Source organism: Pseudomarimonas arenosa (assembly GCF_014841215.1).
Lineage (GTDB): Bacteria > Pseudomonadota > Gammaproteobacteria > Xanthomonadales > Xanthomonadaceae > Pseudomarimonas > Pseudomarimonas arenosa.
In genome coordinates this window covers 1-15,136 of the sequence record NZ_JACYTR010000034.1, presented here as the reverse complement: position 1 = coordinate 15,136, position 15,136 = coordinate 1, and the positions used below count along the sequence as shown (strand labels likewise).

The 15,136-nt window shown below is 60.6% G+C and carries 12 protein-coding genes; 11 read left to right on the top strand and 1 reads right to left on the bottom strand.

Going from position 1 to position 15,136, the window contains the following annotated elements:
* Window positions 1-204 precede the first annotated feature (204 nt).
* Both IFO71_RS22510 and IFO71_RS14180 read left to right on the top strand, forming a co-directional pair.
* Window positions 205-1,530, top strand: coding sequence for a sensor histidine kinase (locus tag IFO71_RS22510; RefSeq protein ID WP_192030307.1), 1,326 nt, complete (start codon window positions 205-207; stop codon window positions 1,528-1,530).
* Entirely contained in the window at window positions 1,527-2,243 is a 717-nt protein-coding gene (locus tag IFO71_RS14180) for a LytR/AlgR family response regulator transcription factor (protein ID WP_192030306.1), read from the top strand. Before IFO71_RS22510 ends, IFO71_RS14180 begins: the two co-directional genes overlap by 4 nt.
* A gap of 14 nt (window positions 2,244-2,257) precedes the next feature.
* On the opposite strand, the gene IFO71_RS14175 is transcribed toward IFO71_RS14180, so the two are convergent.
* Entirely contained in the window at window positions 2,258-3,145 is an 888-nt protein-coding gene (locus IFO71_RS14175; RefSeq protein ID WP_192030305.1) for a dienelactone hydrolase family protein, read from the bottom strand.
* Between the two features lie 261 nt (window positions 3,146-3,406).
* Between IFO71_RS14175 and IFO71_RS14170 the strand changes: the two genes are divergently transcribed.
* The 9 genes from IFO71_RS14170 to IFO71_RS22505 form a co-directional block, all read left to right on the top strand.
* Window positions 3,407-3,814, top strand: coding sequence for a hypothetical protein (locus tag IFO71_RS14170; RefSeq protein WP_192030304.1), 408 nt, complete (start codon window positions 3,407-3,409; stop codon window positions 3,812-3,814).
* Between the two features lie 235 nt (window positions 3,815-4,049).
* A complete protein-coding gene (locus tag IFO71_RS14165; RefSeq protein ID WP_192030303.1) occupies window positions 4,050-5,975 on the top strand; it encodes a PrkA family serine protein kinase in 1,926 nt (641 codons plus the stop codon).
* Between the two features lie 165 nt (window positions 5,976-6,140).
* Window positions 6,141-7,415, top strand: coding sequence for a YeaH/YhbH family protein (locus IFO71_RS14160; RefSeq protein ID WP_192030302.1), 1,275 nt, complete (start codon window positions 6,141-6,143; stop codon window positions 7,413-7,415).
* Window positions 7,412-8,932, top strand: a complete 1,521-nt coding sequence (locus IFO71_RS14155; RefSeq protein WP_192030301.1) for a SpoVR family protein — start codon at window positions 7,412-7,414, stop codon at window positions 8,930-8,932. The genes IFO71_RS14160 and IFO71_RS14155 overlap by 4 nt, the downstream gene beginning before the upstream one ends.
* 95 nt (window positions 8,933-9,027) lie before the next feature.
* Window positions 9,028-9,489, top strand: a complete 462-nt coding sequence (locus tag IFO71_RS14150; protein WP_192030300.1) for a hypothetical protein — start codon at window positions 9,028-9,030, stop codon at window positions 9,487-9,489.
* Window positions 9,490-9,504: 15 nt separating this feature from the next.
* The gene (locus tag IFO71_RS14145; protein ID WP_192030299.1) at window positions 9,505-10,209 is read left to right on the top strand and encodes a response regulator transcription factor; all 705 of its coding nucleotides are present in this window, start codon (window positions 9,505-9,507) and stop codon (window positions 10,207-10,209) included.
* A gap of 2 nt (window positions 10,210-10,211) precedes the next feature.
* Window positions 10,212-11,189, top strand: a complete 978-nt coding sequence (locus tag IFO71_RS14140; RefSeq protein ID WP_192030298.1) for a sensor histidine kinase — start codon at window positions 10,212-10,214, stop codon at window positions 11,187-11,189.
* 123 nt (window positions 11,190-11,312) lie between these two features.
* Complete coding sequence (locus IFO71_RS14135; RefSeq protein WP_192030297.1) at window positions 11,313-13,571, top strand: Calx-beta domain-containing protein; 2,259 nt, start codon at window positions 11,313-11,315, stop codon at window positions 13,569-13,571.
* Between the two features lie 602 nt (window positions 13,572-14,173).
* A partial coding sequence (locus IFO71_RS22505; RefSeq protein WP_192030296.1) for a DUF6531 domain-containing protein occupies window positions 14,174-15,136 on the top strand: 963 nt, incomplete at its 3' end.

The window sequence follows — 15,136 nt, the reverse complement described above, 5'->3', positions numbered from 1 at the left end:
AGCGTGCTTTGTGACCAACTGGAAAGGCGCGCGTGCCAGCGCTAAGGGGCACAGGGTGAAGCGCGTTCGCCACCAACAAGCGCCGGTTGACCCTGGTTTGGATCGGGTTGGTCATCAATGCTTCGGTTCGGACTTGCTTTCAGGGTCGCGCTGCGATTCCATTTCAGATCCTACCGGCGACATGGGTCGTCTCCTGAGGTCGCGGTGTCCAGCAGGTTCCTCTCAACATCAGCTTCCACCGAAGCTGCTCAGCCTGGCAAGGTCGACAGCGGCAAACTGTGGCTGGCTATCGAGTATCTGCGTCGCTCGTGGCCGATCTGGTTGACGATGGTGTTTGGGCTATGGGTCGCTATCAGTAGCTATCACTGGGTGGAGCGCTGCGACTGCCCGGCGTTTCTCGCCTACCCAGGGCAGGGCCTGCTGGCCGGGCTGGCGGCACTGTATCTGGCGCTCGGCTACCTGCTGCTTGCGGTCATGCTGTGGGCCGCACTGATGACTGCGCGGGCCGATTCAGCCACTCGCCGCCGCTGGTGGTTCGGCATGGCGGCAGCGATCCATCGTCATAACATCGCGATCAGCATTGCAATCGCCGTGCTGCTGCTGCCGATCTTTGCTCATAGCCACACGATTCGCCTGATCAACAATCTGTCGATTGCCCTGGCGTTTGGCCTGCTGCTGTTTCATATCGTGCTGTTGATGCGCTGGAAGCTGGCTGCCAGCGGCCAGGCGCTGACCTGGTCGGGGCAGAAGATCTACATCCTTTACGGCGTCGGCATACTTTTGCTGATCGCCAGCATTCCCACGGTCGACGATAGGGATCCACTGGGCAGTCAGTTTCAGCTGCAGGTGCTGTGCGCACTGCTGGGTCTGCACCTGGTGGTGAGCTGGACTCTGGCGCAGCGGCGAGCCGTCAAGCAGCTGGAAAGCGAGCGCATCGCGACCGAGCTGGCCATGCTCAAGACTCAAATCAATCCGCACTTCCTGTTCAATACCCTGAACAATCTGTATGGCCTGACCAAGGAGCACTCACCTGCTGCGCCGGAGCTGATTCTGCGGCTCTCCGCCCTGCTGCGGCACTCGGTGTATCAGGGCGCTCGTCAGCGGGTGGCGCTGGACGATGAAATCAGCTATCTCAAGGACTACATCGCCTTGCAACAGATCCGCTACGCCAAACAGGTGCAGGTGCGGTTCGAGATTGAACAGGATCGCGATGACTACGCGATTGCGCCGCTGCTGCTGATCGTGCTGTTGGAGAACGCCTACAAGCACGGCGTCGAACCGCAGCCTGGGGAGGCCGAGCTCAATCTCAATCTCAGCGTGCTGAACGGCCAGCTTAGCTTCGAACTTGAGAACAACTACGATCCGACCAAGGTGATCGATCCGGTGGCCAGTGGCATGGGTCTTCGAAACCTCAGCCGGCGGCTGGAGCTTGAGTATCCGAATCGCCACCGGCTGGAGCACGGGGTGTTGGGCCAGCGCTACCGGACCTCGCTGCAGCTCGGTTTGGACGCGCCGGCGGCCAGCGCATGAGCAGTGCCGTGTATCGCTATCTGGTGGTCGATGATGAACCGATTGCGCATCGGATCATCGACGACTACTGCCAGGCCCTGCCGCATCTCAGCCTGGCCCATCATGCCTATGACGCCATGCAGGCCATGGCCTACTTGGCAGAGCATTCCGTTGAGCTGATCTTCCTTGACCTGAACATGCCGAAGCTGAAGGGTTTTGATCTGCTGCGCAGCATGCCGATCCGGGCCAAGGTCATCGTCACCAGTGCGCATCAGGAGTTCGCCCTCGATGGCTACGACCTCGATATCGCCGATTATCTGCTCAAGCCCTTCAGTTTCGAGCGCTTCGTCAAGGCAGTGAATCGCGCCCTGGGCAGCGCAGCCGCCCCGCAGCCCGCGCCGGATCGCAGCTCGGCGCCGCCGCCGCTGCAGCGGATCTTTGTCAAAGGCGACCGCCAGCATCACCAGGTTGCGCTGCACGACATCCGCTATGTTGAGGGCTGTGGCAACTACTGTGTGCTGCGTACCATCGATGCCAACATCATCACCCATCGACGACTGAGCGACTTCGAGCAGGAGTTGCCCGCTGCCGAGTTCCTGCGCGTGCACAAGTCCTATCTGGTGGCGCTGGACAAGATCAGCTCGATCGGCAGTCAGTCGCTGCAAATCGGCGACGCTGAGATTCCCATCGGGCAGACCTACAAACAGCGTGTGATGGCGCTGCTGCAGGGTTAGCCCGGATATTCGGGTTAGCGCAAGGTCCGCTCAAACAGGGCCAAGGTCCGCTTCCAGGCCTCTGCCGCGGGCTCGGCAGCGAAACGCGGTGTGGTGTCGTTGTGGAATCCGTGCACGGTGTCCGCAGGCTGGAAAAGCTGGTAGGTGACCTTGGCCTGGTCCAGTGCCTCTTGGTAGCTCGGCCAGCTGGCGTTGACCCGGGGATCATCAGCGGCGAGCACAATCAGTAGCTCGGCGCGTATCTGTTTGACCTGATCGAGTGCCGGAGCGCCACCGTAGAACGGCACCGCGGCCTGTAGCTGATCGCCAAGCTCCGTGGCGAGGAAATTGACCATCGCCCCGCCGTAGCAGAAACCCACTGCGCCCAACTTGCCGTTCAGGCCGTCTTGCTGGCGCGCGAAGGCCGCCGCGGCAAGAAAGTCCTGCCGGCACTTGGACTGGTCCAGGGTGGCGAACTTGGCGCGTGCCTCATCCTCGCTGCCGGGGTAGCCGCCGAGCGGAAACAGCGCATCGGGCGCGAAGGCAACATGGTTATGCAGTGCAACGCGCCGGGCCACATCCTCGATATGCGGGTTGAGACCGCGGTTTTCGTGGATCACCAGCACCAGGGGCAGTGCGCCCGTCGCCTGCGCCGGGCGCACCAGATAGCCGCGTCCCCGGCCATAGCCGCTCGGCGAATCGAACTCCGGGCGGCTGATCAGCAGGCGCGGATCGTCCTCGGCCACCTGTTGCGCCTCGACAAACTTGGGGCTGAGCAGCCCCAGCAAGCTCAAGGCGCCGGCCGCGCCGACCAATTGGCCGCTGCGCTGCAGAAAGCCGCGGCGGTCCAGCTCGCCATGCACATAGGCATCGAACAACACCAGTACCTGGGGATCGAAGTCATGGTGGGTGGGCTGGGCCATGATCGGCACTCCGGCGTGCATCGGAGCCTCACCTTACCTGCATTTGCGCCGTTACAGGTGGATGCTGCGTCGCGGTGGGATGGGCGACAAGGATTTGACGCGCCCGCCATGACCGGCCCGGGGCCAGACCCGGTTCGAGCGCATAACTCTCAGCAAATCATGCGGTTAGGTGAGCATGTACAGATCAGCTGAGCCGCAGCTCGGCCCTGGCGCGTCTTTTGCAGCAACACCTGCACATGTTGCAGTTGAGGAGCGCCCGCCATGGCCGTGATCTGTCTTCCCCCACTAGCGCTCAGCGCGCCGCGCCAGACCGGCCCCGACTTCGAGCATCTGCGCGGCTGGGTGCTGCGTATCTTTGATTGTGCACGGCGCCGCGCTCGGCGCTCCGCAGACAGCCTGTCGCGACTGCATCGTTTGGCCGATGCCCGGGCACGTCGACTCGCCGAGCGCGCGCTGGGCCAATGCGATGCCTACGAAGGCCCATTGGAAATGTATCGCTGGCGTCAGGTCTGTCGCCTGTGTCAGTTGGCGCCGGCCGCGGTGGAGTGGGTGGCGCGGCATCTGTGGCTGGACGACGAGGTGTTGTTCAGTCAGTTTCGCAGCCATCTCGATCGGCGCTGTCTCAGTATCATCAACGAAATGCCGCATGACGATGTGCTGGATGACTGAGCCGGATATGCATTCGCCGTCCGTTGCCTAAGGAAGGTCTGAACACGGACGTGTTCAGCGATTCCCTAAACAGAAGCTGAGATGTGATGTGGTAAAAGACAAAGACTCACGTAAAAGTCGATAATGTAGTCAAGGTCCGGCGCAACGCATGGACGATCGTCGGTCCGCCTCATGGACGAGCAGCCGCGCTTTGGCAGCGCACGGTGCGCTGCTCAGCGCCCTCGAGGAGGACGTCATGAGCGACATCTTCAGCAGCTTTGCCAATCGCTACGAACGCACCCGCGAAGAGGAGTACTCGCTGGAGGAGTACCTCGATCTTTGCAAGCAGGACCCCATGGTCTATGCCAGCGCTGCCGAACGCATGCTGGCCGCGATCGGTGAGCCCAAGCTGATCGATACCCGCAGTGATCCACGCTATTCGCGCATCTTTCAGAACAAGCTGATCAAATCCTATCCCAGCTTCGAGGAGTTCTTTGGCCTGGAAGAGGTGATCGAGCAGGTGGTGGCGTTCTTCCGTCACGCTGCACAAGGCCTGGAAGAGCGCAAGCAGGTGTTGTATCTGCTCGGTCCGGTGGGCGGCGGCAAGAGTTCGATTGCCGAGCGACTGAAGCAGTTGATGGAACACATCCCGTTCTATGCCCTGAAGGGCTCGCCGGTGAACGAGTCGCCGCTTGGCCTGTTCAATCGGGCCGAGGATGGCCCGATCCTGGAAGAGCGCTATGGCATTCCGCAGCGCTATCTGACCAAGATCCTGTCGCCCTGGGCGGTGAAACGCCTGGATGAGTACGATGGAGACATTCGTCGTTTCCGCGTGGTCAAGCGCTATCCCTCGATTCTCAAGCAGATCGCCATCAGCAAGACCGAGCCGGGCGACGAAAACAATCAGGACATCAGCTCACTGACCGGCAAGGTCGACATTCGCCGCCTCGAGCAATACGCACAGAACGACCCCGATGCCTACAGCTTCTCCGGCGGCCTGTGTCTGGCCAACCAGGGGTTGCTTGAGTTCGTCGAGATGTTCAAGGCGCCGATCAAGGTGCTGCATCCGCTGCTGACCGCGACCCAGGAAGGCAACTTCAAGGGCACGGAAGGCTTTGGCGCCATTCCGTTCGACGGCATCATCCTCGCCCACTCCAATGAATCGGAGTGGAAGATGTTCAAGAACAACAAGAACAATGAGGCCTTCCTCGACCGCATCTATATCGTCAAGGTGCCGTATTGCCTGCGCGTGACCGAAGAGGTGCAGATCTACGAGAAACTGGTCCGCCACAGCTCGCTTGCCGCCTCGCCCTGCGCCCCAGGCACGCTGAAGATGCTGGCACAATTCAGTGTGTTGACCCGCCTGAAGGAGCCGGAAAACTCGTCGATCTTCAGCAAGATGCGGGTCTACGACGGCGAGAACCTGAAAGACACCGATCCCAAGGCCAAACCGATTGCTGAGTATCGCGACTATGCCGGCGTCGACGAAGGCATGACCGGCATCTCCACGCGCTGGGCATTCAAGGTGCTGGCCAAGGTGTTCAACTTCGATCACAGTGAAGTCGCTGCCAACCCGGTGCATCTGCTCTACGTACTCGAGCAACAGATCGAGCGAGAACAGTTCCCGCCTGAGCAGGAACAGCGTTACCTGGCCTATGTGAAAGAGTATCTGTCGCAGCGCTATGTCGACTTCATCGGCAAGGAGATCCAGACCGCCTATCTGGAAAGCTATTCCGAATACGGGCAGAACATCTTTGACCGCTACGTCACCTTCGCCGATTACTGGATTCAGGACCAGGAGTTCCGCGACCCGGATACCGGCGAGAGCTTCGACCGTGGCTCACTGAACAACGAGCTTGAGAAGATCGAGAAGCCTGCCGGCATCGCCAACCCGAAAGACTTCCGCCACGAAATCGTCAACTTCGTCCTCCGCGCCCGCGCCAGCAACCAGGGCAAGAACCCGAACTGGACCAGTTACGAGAAACTCCGTCGCGTCATCGAGAAGAAGATGTTCAGCAACACCGAAGAGTTGCTACCGGTAATCAGCTTCAACGCCAAAGCCAGTGCCGACGAAATGAAGAAACACCAGGACTTCGTCGAACGCATGATGGACAAAGGCTATACCGCCAAGCAGGTTCGCTTGTTGTGTGAGTGGTATTTGAGAGTTCGTAAGTCAAGCTGACTTATGAACTCTGTGATTGGTGATTGGTGATTTGTGATTGGTGATTAGTTCAGAGCGAGCCATCGCGAGTCCCGACCTCACTCACGGCTTGATCGCGCCTCAGTTTGCGGCCTGCGCGCTGAAACGAATCACAAATCACGAATCACGAATCACGGCTCTTTACCCATGCCCCAAATCATCGACCGCCGTTTGAATCCGAAGAACAAGAGCGCGATCAATCGCGAGAGGTTCTTGCGGCGCTATCGGCGGCAGATTCAGGAGGCGGTGGCGAAGTCGGTGCGCAATCGCAGTGTGACCAATGTCAGTGAAGGCGAGAAGGTCAATATTCCCAAGCGCGACATCGGAGAGCCGACGTTTCACCATGGACGTGGCGGCGTCTGGGAGGCCGTGCATCCGGGCAATGATGATTTTGTCGCTGGCGATACCATCCCGCGACCGCGCGGTGGTGGCGGCGATGGCAGTGGCCAGGGCTCGGCCAGCGACAGCGGTGAGGGCGAGGACGATTTCAGCTTCACTCTCTCCAAGCAGGAGTTTCTGAACTACCTGTTCGATGAGCTGGAGCTGCCCAACCTGGTCAAGGAGCATCTTTCCAAGCCGCGCAGGTTCGATCGGGTGCGGGCCGGGTTCACCAGCGACGGCGTGCCAACCAACCTGCATATCGTGCGCAGTCTGAAAGGCGCAATCGGGCGGCGTATTGCCCTGGCCGGCCCGCTGATGAGCAAGATCCACGTGGTCGAGCAGGAGTTGGCATCCTTGCGCGCCGATCCGGGCGATCGCGCCGAGGACATTGCCCGTCTGGAAGAGCGACTGCACGTGCTGAAGGGTCGCCTGCTCGGTATACCCTTCCTCGATCCGTTCGATCTGCGCTACGTCAACCGGGTGAATGTGCCGCGGCCGAGCAACCAGGCGGTGATGTTCTGCCTGATGGACGTGTCCGGTTCGATGGATGAATCGCGCAAGGATATGGCCAAGCGCTTCTTCATCCTGCTCTACCTGTTCCTGGAGAGAGTCTACGAGCGCATCGATGTGGTGTTTATTCGCCATCACACGCAGGCCCAGGAAGTCGATGAGGAGACCTTCTTCCATTCGCGCGAAACCGGCGGCACCGTGGTGTCCTCGGCGCTGAAACTGATGCTGCAGGTGATCGAGAAGCGTTACCCGGTCGAAGAATGGAACATCTACGGCGCTCAGGCTTCGGATGGCGACAACTGGGATAACGATTCAGTGACCTGCAAGACCCTGTTGGCCGACAAGCTGCTGCCGCTGTGCCAGTACTTCGCCTATGTCGAGATCTGCGATGGGCCAGGCCAGAACCTGTGGGACGAGTACGCCCGACTGCAGCCCTGGGTGCCGAACTTTGCCCTGCAGAAGATCCGCCAGCCGGCCGACATCTATCCGGTATTTCGTGAGCTGTTCAAGAAACAGGTGCAACAGGCATGAGCGCACTGATGGAACGCCATGAGGCCTTGCCCGCCCCTTCGGAGTGGAGTTTTGAGCTGATCGAGCAGTATCACCGCGAGATCGCCCGGGTGGCAGCGGACTATCACCTGGATACCTACCCGGTGCAGCTGGAGCTGATCACCGCCGAGCAGATGATGGATGCCTACGCCTCGGTCGGCATGCCGGTGAATTATCCGCACTGGAGTTTTGGCAAGCAGTTCCTGGCCACCGAGCGTGGCTACAAGCGCGGTCAGATGGGTCTGGCCTACGAGATCGTGATCAATTCCGATCCCTGCATCGCCTATCTGATGGAAGAGAACACCATGGCCATGCAGGCGCTGGTGATTGCCCATGCCGCGTATGGTCACAACAGCTTCTTCAAGGGAAACTATCTGTTCAAGACATGGACGGATGCGTCATCGATCATCGACTATCTGGTTTACGCCAAGAACTACATCAACGAATGCGAAGAGCGCCATGGCATCGACGCCGTGGAAGAAGTGCTGGATGCCTGTCACGCGCTGATGAATCATGGTGTCGATCGCTACAAGCGGCCGAAGAAGCTCAGTCTGGCCGAGGAGGCTAGTCGTCGTGCCGATCGCGAGCGCTACCGGCAATCGCAGATCAACGACATCTGGCGCACCTTGCCAAGTACGCCGGAACGCGAAGCGGTGCAGTTGCGCGAACGCTTCCCGAAGGAGCCGCAGGAGAACCTGCTGTACTTCATCGAGAAGAACGCGCCGCTACTGGAGAACTGGCAGCGCGAAGTGGTGCGCATCGTGCGCAAGATCGCCCAGTATTTCTATCCGCAGCGTCAGACCCAGGTGATGAACGAAGGCTGGGCCACCTTCTGGCATTACACCCTGCTTAACACCTTGTACGACCAAGGGGTGGTAAGCGACGGCTACATGCTGGAGATCCTCAGCTCACATACCAATGTGGTGTATCAGCCCGGCGTGCACGATCGCTGGTACAACGGGGTCAATCCATATGCCCTGGGCTTTGCCATGATGCGCGACATACGGCGCATCTGTGAGACACCCACCGACGAAGACCGCGAGTGGTTCCCGGACATCGCCGGCAGCGACTGGCTGAAGACGCTCGACTACGTGATGCGCAACTATCGCGACGAGAGTTTCGTCGCGCAATTTCTTTCACCGCAGGTGATGCGCGATTTTCGCTTCTTCAGCCTGCTCGACAACCCGGAAAACCCCGAGCTGCAAGTCACCGCTATCCACGACGAAGTCGGCTACCGCGAAGTACGCCGTCTGCTCAGCGAGCAATACAACCTGGCCGCCCGCGACCCCGACATCCAGGTCTGGGATGTGGATATTCGCGGTAACCGCCACCTCACCCTGCGCCACTTCCAGCACCACGGCCGCCCCCTGCACGATGATTCGCAGGAGGTGATGAAGCACATCGCCCGGCTATGGCGCTTTGCGGTGAATCTGGAATCGGTGAACGCCGAGGGCGCGATCGTCAAGCGCCTGGAGTGCAGCTACGACAAGCGGCATTAGCTCCCTTTACACTTCTTAACCTTCGACACATCAAGTGCAAATCGAGTCCCAGGATGCTTGGGGTCGGGAACCTTCCCGCCAACGAGGACTTCGATATGCAATGGCAACTGCGACACATGTTGATGGGTACTTGCTGCGGACTGCTGCTGGGCGGCGCGGCGATGGCAGTGCATGGCCATGTTCACTCCGCTGCACATTCCGCCCCACACGATCCTGATCTGCTGTCCATCACCGGCAGCCCGAGTCAGCTCGCAGGGCGAGCCGAACGTCTGGCCGCCCATGTCTGTGAGGTGATCGATGCGGGTGCGGATTGTCGCTTGGTCTCGACCGCCAGCACTGCATCGGCTGAGCTCCTGGCCTTGCAGGGCGAGTACTCGCAGGGTCAACGAGATTTGCACTTGGCACTGGTCGGCGGCAGGGCGAGCAGCGAAGATCGGGATCAGATCGTCGCCGCACAGTTGGCCCTTGTTGAGCAAAGCAGCCAGCGCTACCTGCGCTTTCTAGCGGATGCGGCCGACAGTCTGACGCCGGAGCAAAAGCGACGTTTCAATCATTGACGGTCGACAGATCTAATGAGCGCAAGAGTTCTCCTATTGGAAGACGATCGTCGGCTGGCCCAGATGCTGATCGATTATCTCGGCGCCAATGGCGTTGAACTAAGTCACGCGTTCTCGGCCAACGATGCTCTCGCCCGCCTTGCGGGCGGGGGCTTCGATGCGCTGATTCTTGACCTGATGCTGCCCGATGCCGACGGTCTTGACGTTTGCCGCCGAATTCGGGGTGAGCCAACGCTTAGACACTTGCCCGTTCTGATGCTCACGGCACGCGGTGACACTACCGATCGTGTCATCGGTCTGGAGCTAGGTGCCGATGACTACTTGAGCAAGCCGTTTGATCCACGCGAGTTGCTGGCGCGGGTGCGCGCTGTCATGCGCCGCGGCAGCCAATCAGCCGCCAGCGAGACTCAGCCGATCCTGCGCTTTGGCCGACTTGAGATCGACCGCGATGCGTTTCAGGTTCGCCAGGATGGCGAGCCGGTGCCGCTCACTGCGCACCAGTTCGCATTGCTCAGAATTCTGGCAGAGCATGCAGGGCGCGTATTGAGTCGCGACTTTCTGCTCGAGTCGCTACGCGGCCAGAGCGCCGAAAGCCTGGATCGCTCGATCGATGTGCATGTGTCCAAACTGCGTCAGCTGCTGGAAGACAATCCCAAGCAACCCACCCGTATTCTCACCTTGCGCGGGGTGGGCTACCTGTTTGCTCGATCGCAGGAGTAGTCGTGCTCAAGTTGACGCATCTGTTCCAGCGTTTCTATCTGCTCCTGCTGGCCTCCCTTCTCTTGTACTTGTTGCTGGGCATGAGCATTCGCCATGGTATGCAGGGCCTGAGCTTTGCTGACGGCACCTTGCTATTGATCGGGGTCGCCATGTTAATCAGCATCCTTGCCTACCCGTTGGCGAGGCGCATTTCGTCCCGACTAGCAAGGTTGAGCGAAGCGGTGACCGATTTCGGGCGAGGCAATCTGCAACGGCGAGCGCCGGTGGAAGGGCATGACGAAATCGCAGACTTGGCGCGTGGATTCAACGAGGCCGCCGCGCGAATCGAAGAGAACGTGCAATTGCACCGAGCCTTGCTGGCTAACGCGAGCCACGAGTTGCGCACCCCGTTGGCCAGAATTCGTCTTGGGGTGGAACTGGTTGTCGACAAGGCCGATTCGAAGCGAAGACAAGACCTGATTCGGGATCTGCATGAGCTGGACGACTTGCTGGAGGAGATCCTGCTCTCCAGTCGGTTGGATTCGGCACTGCCTCTGAACTACGAAACGGATCTTGATCCGCTTGCCTTGGTTGCCGAGGAAGCGTCACGCTACGCAGAGCTCGACATCAGGATTGAAGGTCGAACCGGCTTGCGTCTGGATGCCGACCGCAAGCTGATGCGCAGACTGATCCGCAATTTGCTGGAAAACGCAAAGCGGTACGGCGCGCCGCCGGTCCGCCTCGGTGTTGCGGCGGATCCGGGCCGATTGCAGCTTAGCGTGGAGGATTCCGGCGCGGGAATTCCCGAACTCGACGTCGAGCACGTGTTCCAACCCTTCTTTCGCATCGGTGGGCGGCAAGAAAACGTTGGCGTGGGTCTCGGTTTGGCCCTGGTGCGTCAGATTGCCGAGCGCCACGGCGGTTCGGCAAACTGCGGACGCAGTTCGCTTGGCGGCGCGCGGATTCTGATCGACTTGCCGCGTCATCCGCCGCGAGGCTGAGCGAGAAAGCGCCCGCGACGCGATGACGAGATTGTCGGGCTGCCCCTTGACCCGACGAGCGCATGAGCGCCCAATGTCGCGTGCTCGTGAAGACGCGCGAGTTGTAGCTTTCCAGGGGGAGTCATGCAGAACACGTTTTCCATCCGTCACTTGCCGGCTGCGCTTGCGTTGCCAGCGCGCGCTGGCCAACGGCTGGCCTTGCCTACCGCGGTATTGGCAGCACTCGGCGCGATGTGGGCGGCACAACCCGCCGCTGCCGCGACGTTTACCGTCACCAATACCGACGATGCCGGCGCCGGCAGCCTGCGCCAGGCGATCGCTGATGCCAATGCGGCGATGGGCGATGACCTGGTCCTGTTCGACAGCTCGGTCACTGGCACGATTACCCTCACCAGTGGTCGCATCGACATCCAGGACGGTGTCACCATCAGCGGGCCCGGCACGGCCACCCTGGCGGTCTCCGGCAATGACAGTTCGCAGGTGCTGTACGTCGGCAGTCTGGGCATGTCCAGCGTCAGCATTTCCGACCTCAGCCTGGTCAACGGCTACGCCTTCGGATCGCAGTTCGACCAGCAGGTGGGCGGCTGCCTGATGGTGAACAACGCCACAGTCTCGCTGCAGCGGGTGGCGGTCAGCGATTGTGATGCCTTCGCCCTCGGCGGCGGAATCGGCGTCGATGGTTCGGATGTGGCGTTCAGCCTCAGCGATTCGCGGGTGGAGAACAATTATTCGTATCTGTATGGCGGCGGCGTCTCGGTGACCGGCGCTGACGGCGATGTCACCATCAGCAACAGTTCGCTGGTCGGCAACGAGGGTTATTACTTTGGCGGCGGATTGCTGCTGAATGCCGTGGGCGCAGTTACGATTAGCAGCAGCACGGTTTCCGGCAATTCCGCACAAGCTGATGCTGGCATGTCGGTGTTCAATGTGAACGGCCCGATCGGGGTGGTCAACAGCACCATCAGCAACAACACTGCCTCGAGCGGCGATGCCGGTGGCATCTACTTGTCGGCGATCTACGGCGTCGGCAATCGCATCGCCCACAGCACGATTGCCGGCAACACTGCTTCCAACGACGGCGGTGGCCTGTATCTGGCCGCAGGCGGACTTCGCCAGGGCCGAGCCAGCACCCGCAACCGTGGCGGCAGGCACCAAGGCTTGCAGGTGGCGCGCGAGAATCACCTGCGTTGGCGCGGCACGGGCAAGGGCATGGTGCAGTCACTGACCGTCGATCACACCTTGCTCGCCGACAATCTGGCCAACGGCGTCAACGAGGAGCTGGCGGGCGCCGGTGGCGGACCGGCGCTGACGCTGAATTTCTCCCTGCTTGAGACGGCGACCTCCTATCCATTCAGCGGAATGGGCAACGCCGCGCCCGCCGACCCACAGCTTGGCCCGTTGCAGGACAACGGTGGAGCGACCTTTACCCATTTGCCGGCCGCCGGCAGCGTGGTGATCAATGCCGGCGACCCGGCCATTGTCGGTGCGCCCGGCAGCGATCAGCGTGGTTCGGCGCGAATCCTGGGAAGCCAGATCGATATCGGTGCCGTGGAGGTCAATCCCGGCACTGCCAGCTTCGACAGCCTGACTGCCAATGTCAACGAAACGGCAGGTTCAGTGACGCTGAGCGTCAACCGTAGCGCTGGCAGCGACGGCGCGGTCAGCCTGGATTTCACCACCGGCGGCGGTACGGCGACAGCAGGCAGCGATTACAGCAGCAATTCTGGCACCTTGAACTGGGCCAGTGGCGACAGCGCAGCGAAACAGATTGTGGTGACGATACTCGATGACCCTGACATCGAGGCTGACGAGACCTTTGAGGTCACGCTATCGAATCCGCTGGGTGGATTAGGCCTGTCGGAATCGACCACTGCGACCGTCACCATTGTCAGCGAGGATGCGCTGGCGCCGATGCCTGGCTCGATCCAGCTCGAGCAAGCGGCCTACACCATCGTGGAAGGCACGCCCGGCAAGGCCATGCTGACCATCAATGCGGTGCGCAGCGGCGGCAGCGATGGCGCGGTGAGTGCGCAGTTCGCCACCGCCGACGGTACGGCGATGGCGCCTGGCGACTATGTCAGTAGCAACGGCACGCTGAACTGGGGCGATGGGGTGGCCGGCAATCAATCGTTTGTGATCACGGTGAATGCCGACGCACTGACCGAGCCTGCCGAGACCTTCAGCATTGCCCTGAGCAACCCGCAAGGTGGAGCCACACTGGGGACGAATGCCAGTGCCACAGTCACCATTCCGGCCAACGGTATTGCGATTGCGCCTCCTGCGGTGATTCCTAGCTACGACTGGCGCGGTTTGTTGTTGCTGTTGGGCGGCATGCTGGTCGGCGGCTGGGCCTGGCTGCGCTCGCGAGCTGGGGTAGGGTAGGGTTGGCCCGCCATCACGATTTCAACCACGCCGAAGGCGATCGGCTGGTTGCTTTCGGACGTATCGGCTTTACAGGCGGGTCGTAGGGCGGTCTGGTGAAACGTTCGGTTATGTGGGATGCCAGCGTAGGGCGGGCCCTGGCCCGCCATCTTGCTTCTCAACCCACGTCGGTAGCGGGTTTTCTGCGCGCGCCTTTGATCGTCTGCATTGCGATCGTCCTGGGTCGCGTGAGGTTGCGACTGGTGTCTAAACCATGTGTTATGGATTCGATGGCCTCATCATGCGCCCGGTTGGCGGGCCAAGACGTCAAGATTCGCCCTATCCTGCTGCCGTCTCCCGTCGCGGCTCTATCCGATGTGAACTAGTTCACACAAAAAAGCGCCCAGATGCTATTGCGTTACCCCCCCATCACATAGCATTCACGCCGAATTTTTGAGCCGACGTTGCCGATGGCTTGAGTCTCTCCCGAACTCGGCGCCACCAGACCTCGGTCGGAACTCTCCAGTTCTTCTTTTCTGCGATCAAGCCGCCTGCACGATCTAGGGTCGTGCCGCTCGCTTTCGCTCGCTCCTGTTCCTCCAAACTTCGACTTGGCTACCGCTGTGAAAAATCTTACAAAACCGCTCGATGCTGACCTAGCTGTCTCCTATCAGGGCAACGCCTTCAATCAAATTAGGCGCTCGATCCTGAGCAACGCGCTGCTGAGAGCCTGCCGCTGGACCTTGATTTGCGGCATGGTCGGTGCCAGCGCTGCCTCGGCAAACACGGCCAGCAAGATCGAGCTCGTAGGCTCGGCTCCTCAGTCCAAAGGGGACGACACCGACCGAGGGACGCCGATGGACGAAGTCGAGGTGAGTGCTACCTACTGGCCCCGGCCGACCGGCTGGGGTTCGACACATCGGCCTTTCGACTTGGGAAGTTTCTTGGAGCCGCTCAGTGGGGAGCTCGGAGAGATTTCACTGCCAGACCATATGCCGGAGGATCCGTGCGAAGCCTCAGCCAACCCGGTGGCCTACCGCTCGGGCAACAAGCTGCGACACGACGCCGACTTCCACGCTGAAGGCGACATGGGGCTCGGGCTGGTTCGGCATTACTCTGCCGGTGCTGCCATGCGATCGCCGGGTGGTTGGTTCGGTCGCGGCTGGACCAGTAATCTCGAAGTGTCGCTGACCCTCCGCGGCACATCGCTGCTGGTTCAGATGAATCAAGGGCAGCAATTCAAATATGAAAAAATGCCGGGAACCATTTCGCGCTGGGAGCTGAAAGGCGATCGGTTCTCCTACATGACGCGCAGCGTCGATGGCGGCTACATGTTGCTGCGTGACGACGATAGCGCCATCCATTTCGGGCCTGATCTTCGTGTCAGCAAGATCATCAACACTCACGGCCTGTCGTGGACGTACTCCTATGTTCTCGACGGTGCTGGGGCAGATAGGCGCATCACGATCAATCGAGACGGCGGCCAGAGCGTCATCATCGATCTCAGCGTCGTGGGCCTGACCAAGGTGACGGACTCCGAAGGAAAGGTCTACATCTACAGCAAGGATTCGCAGGGACGACTGACC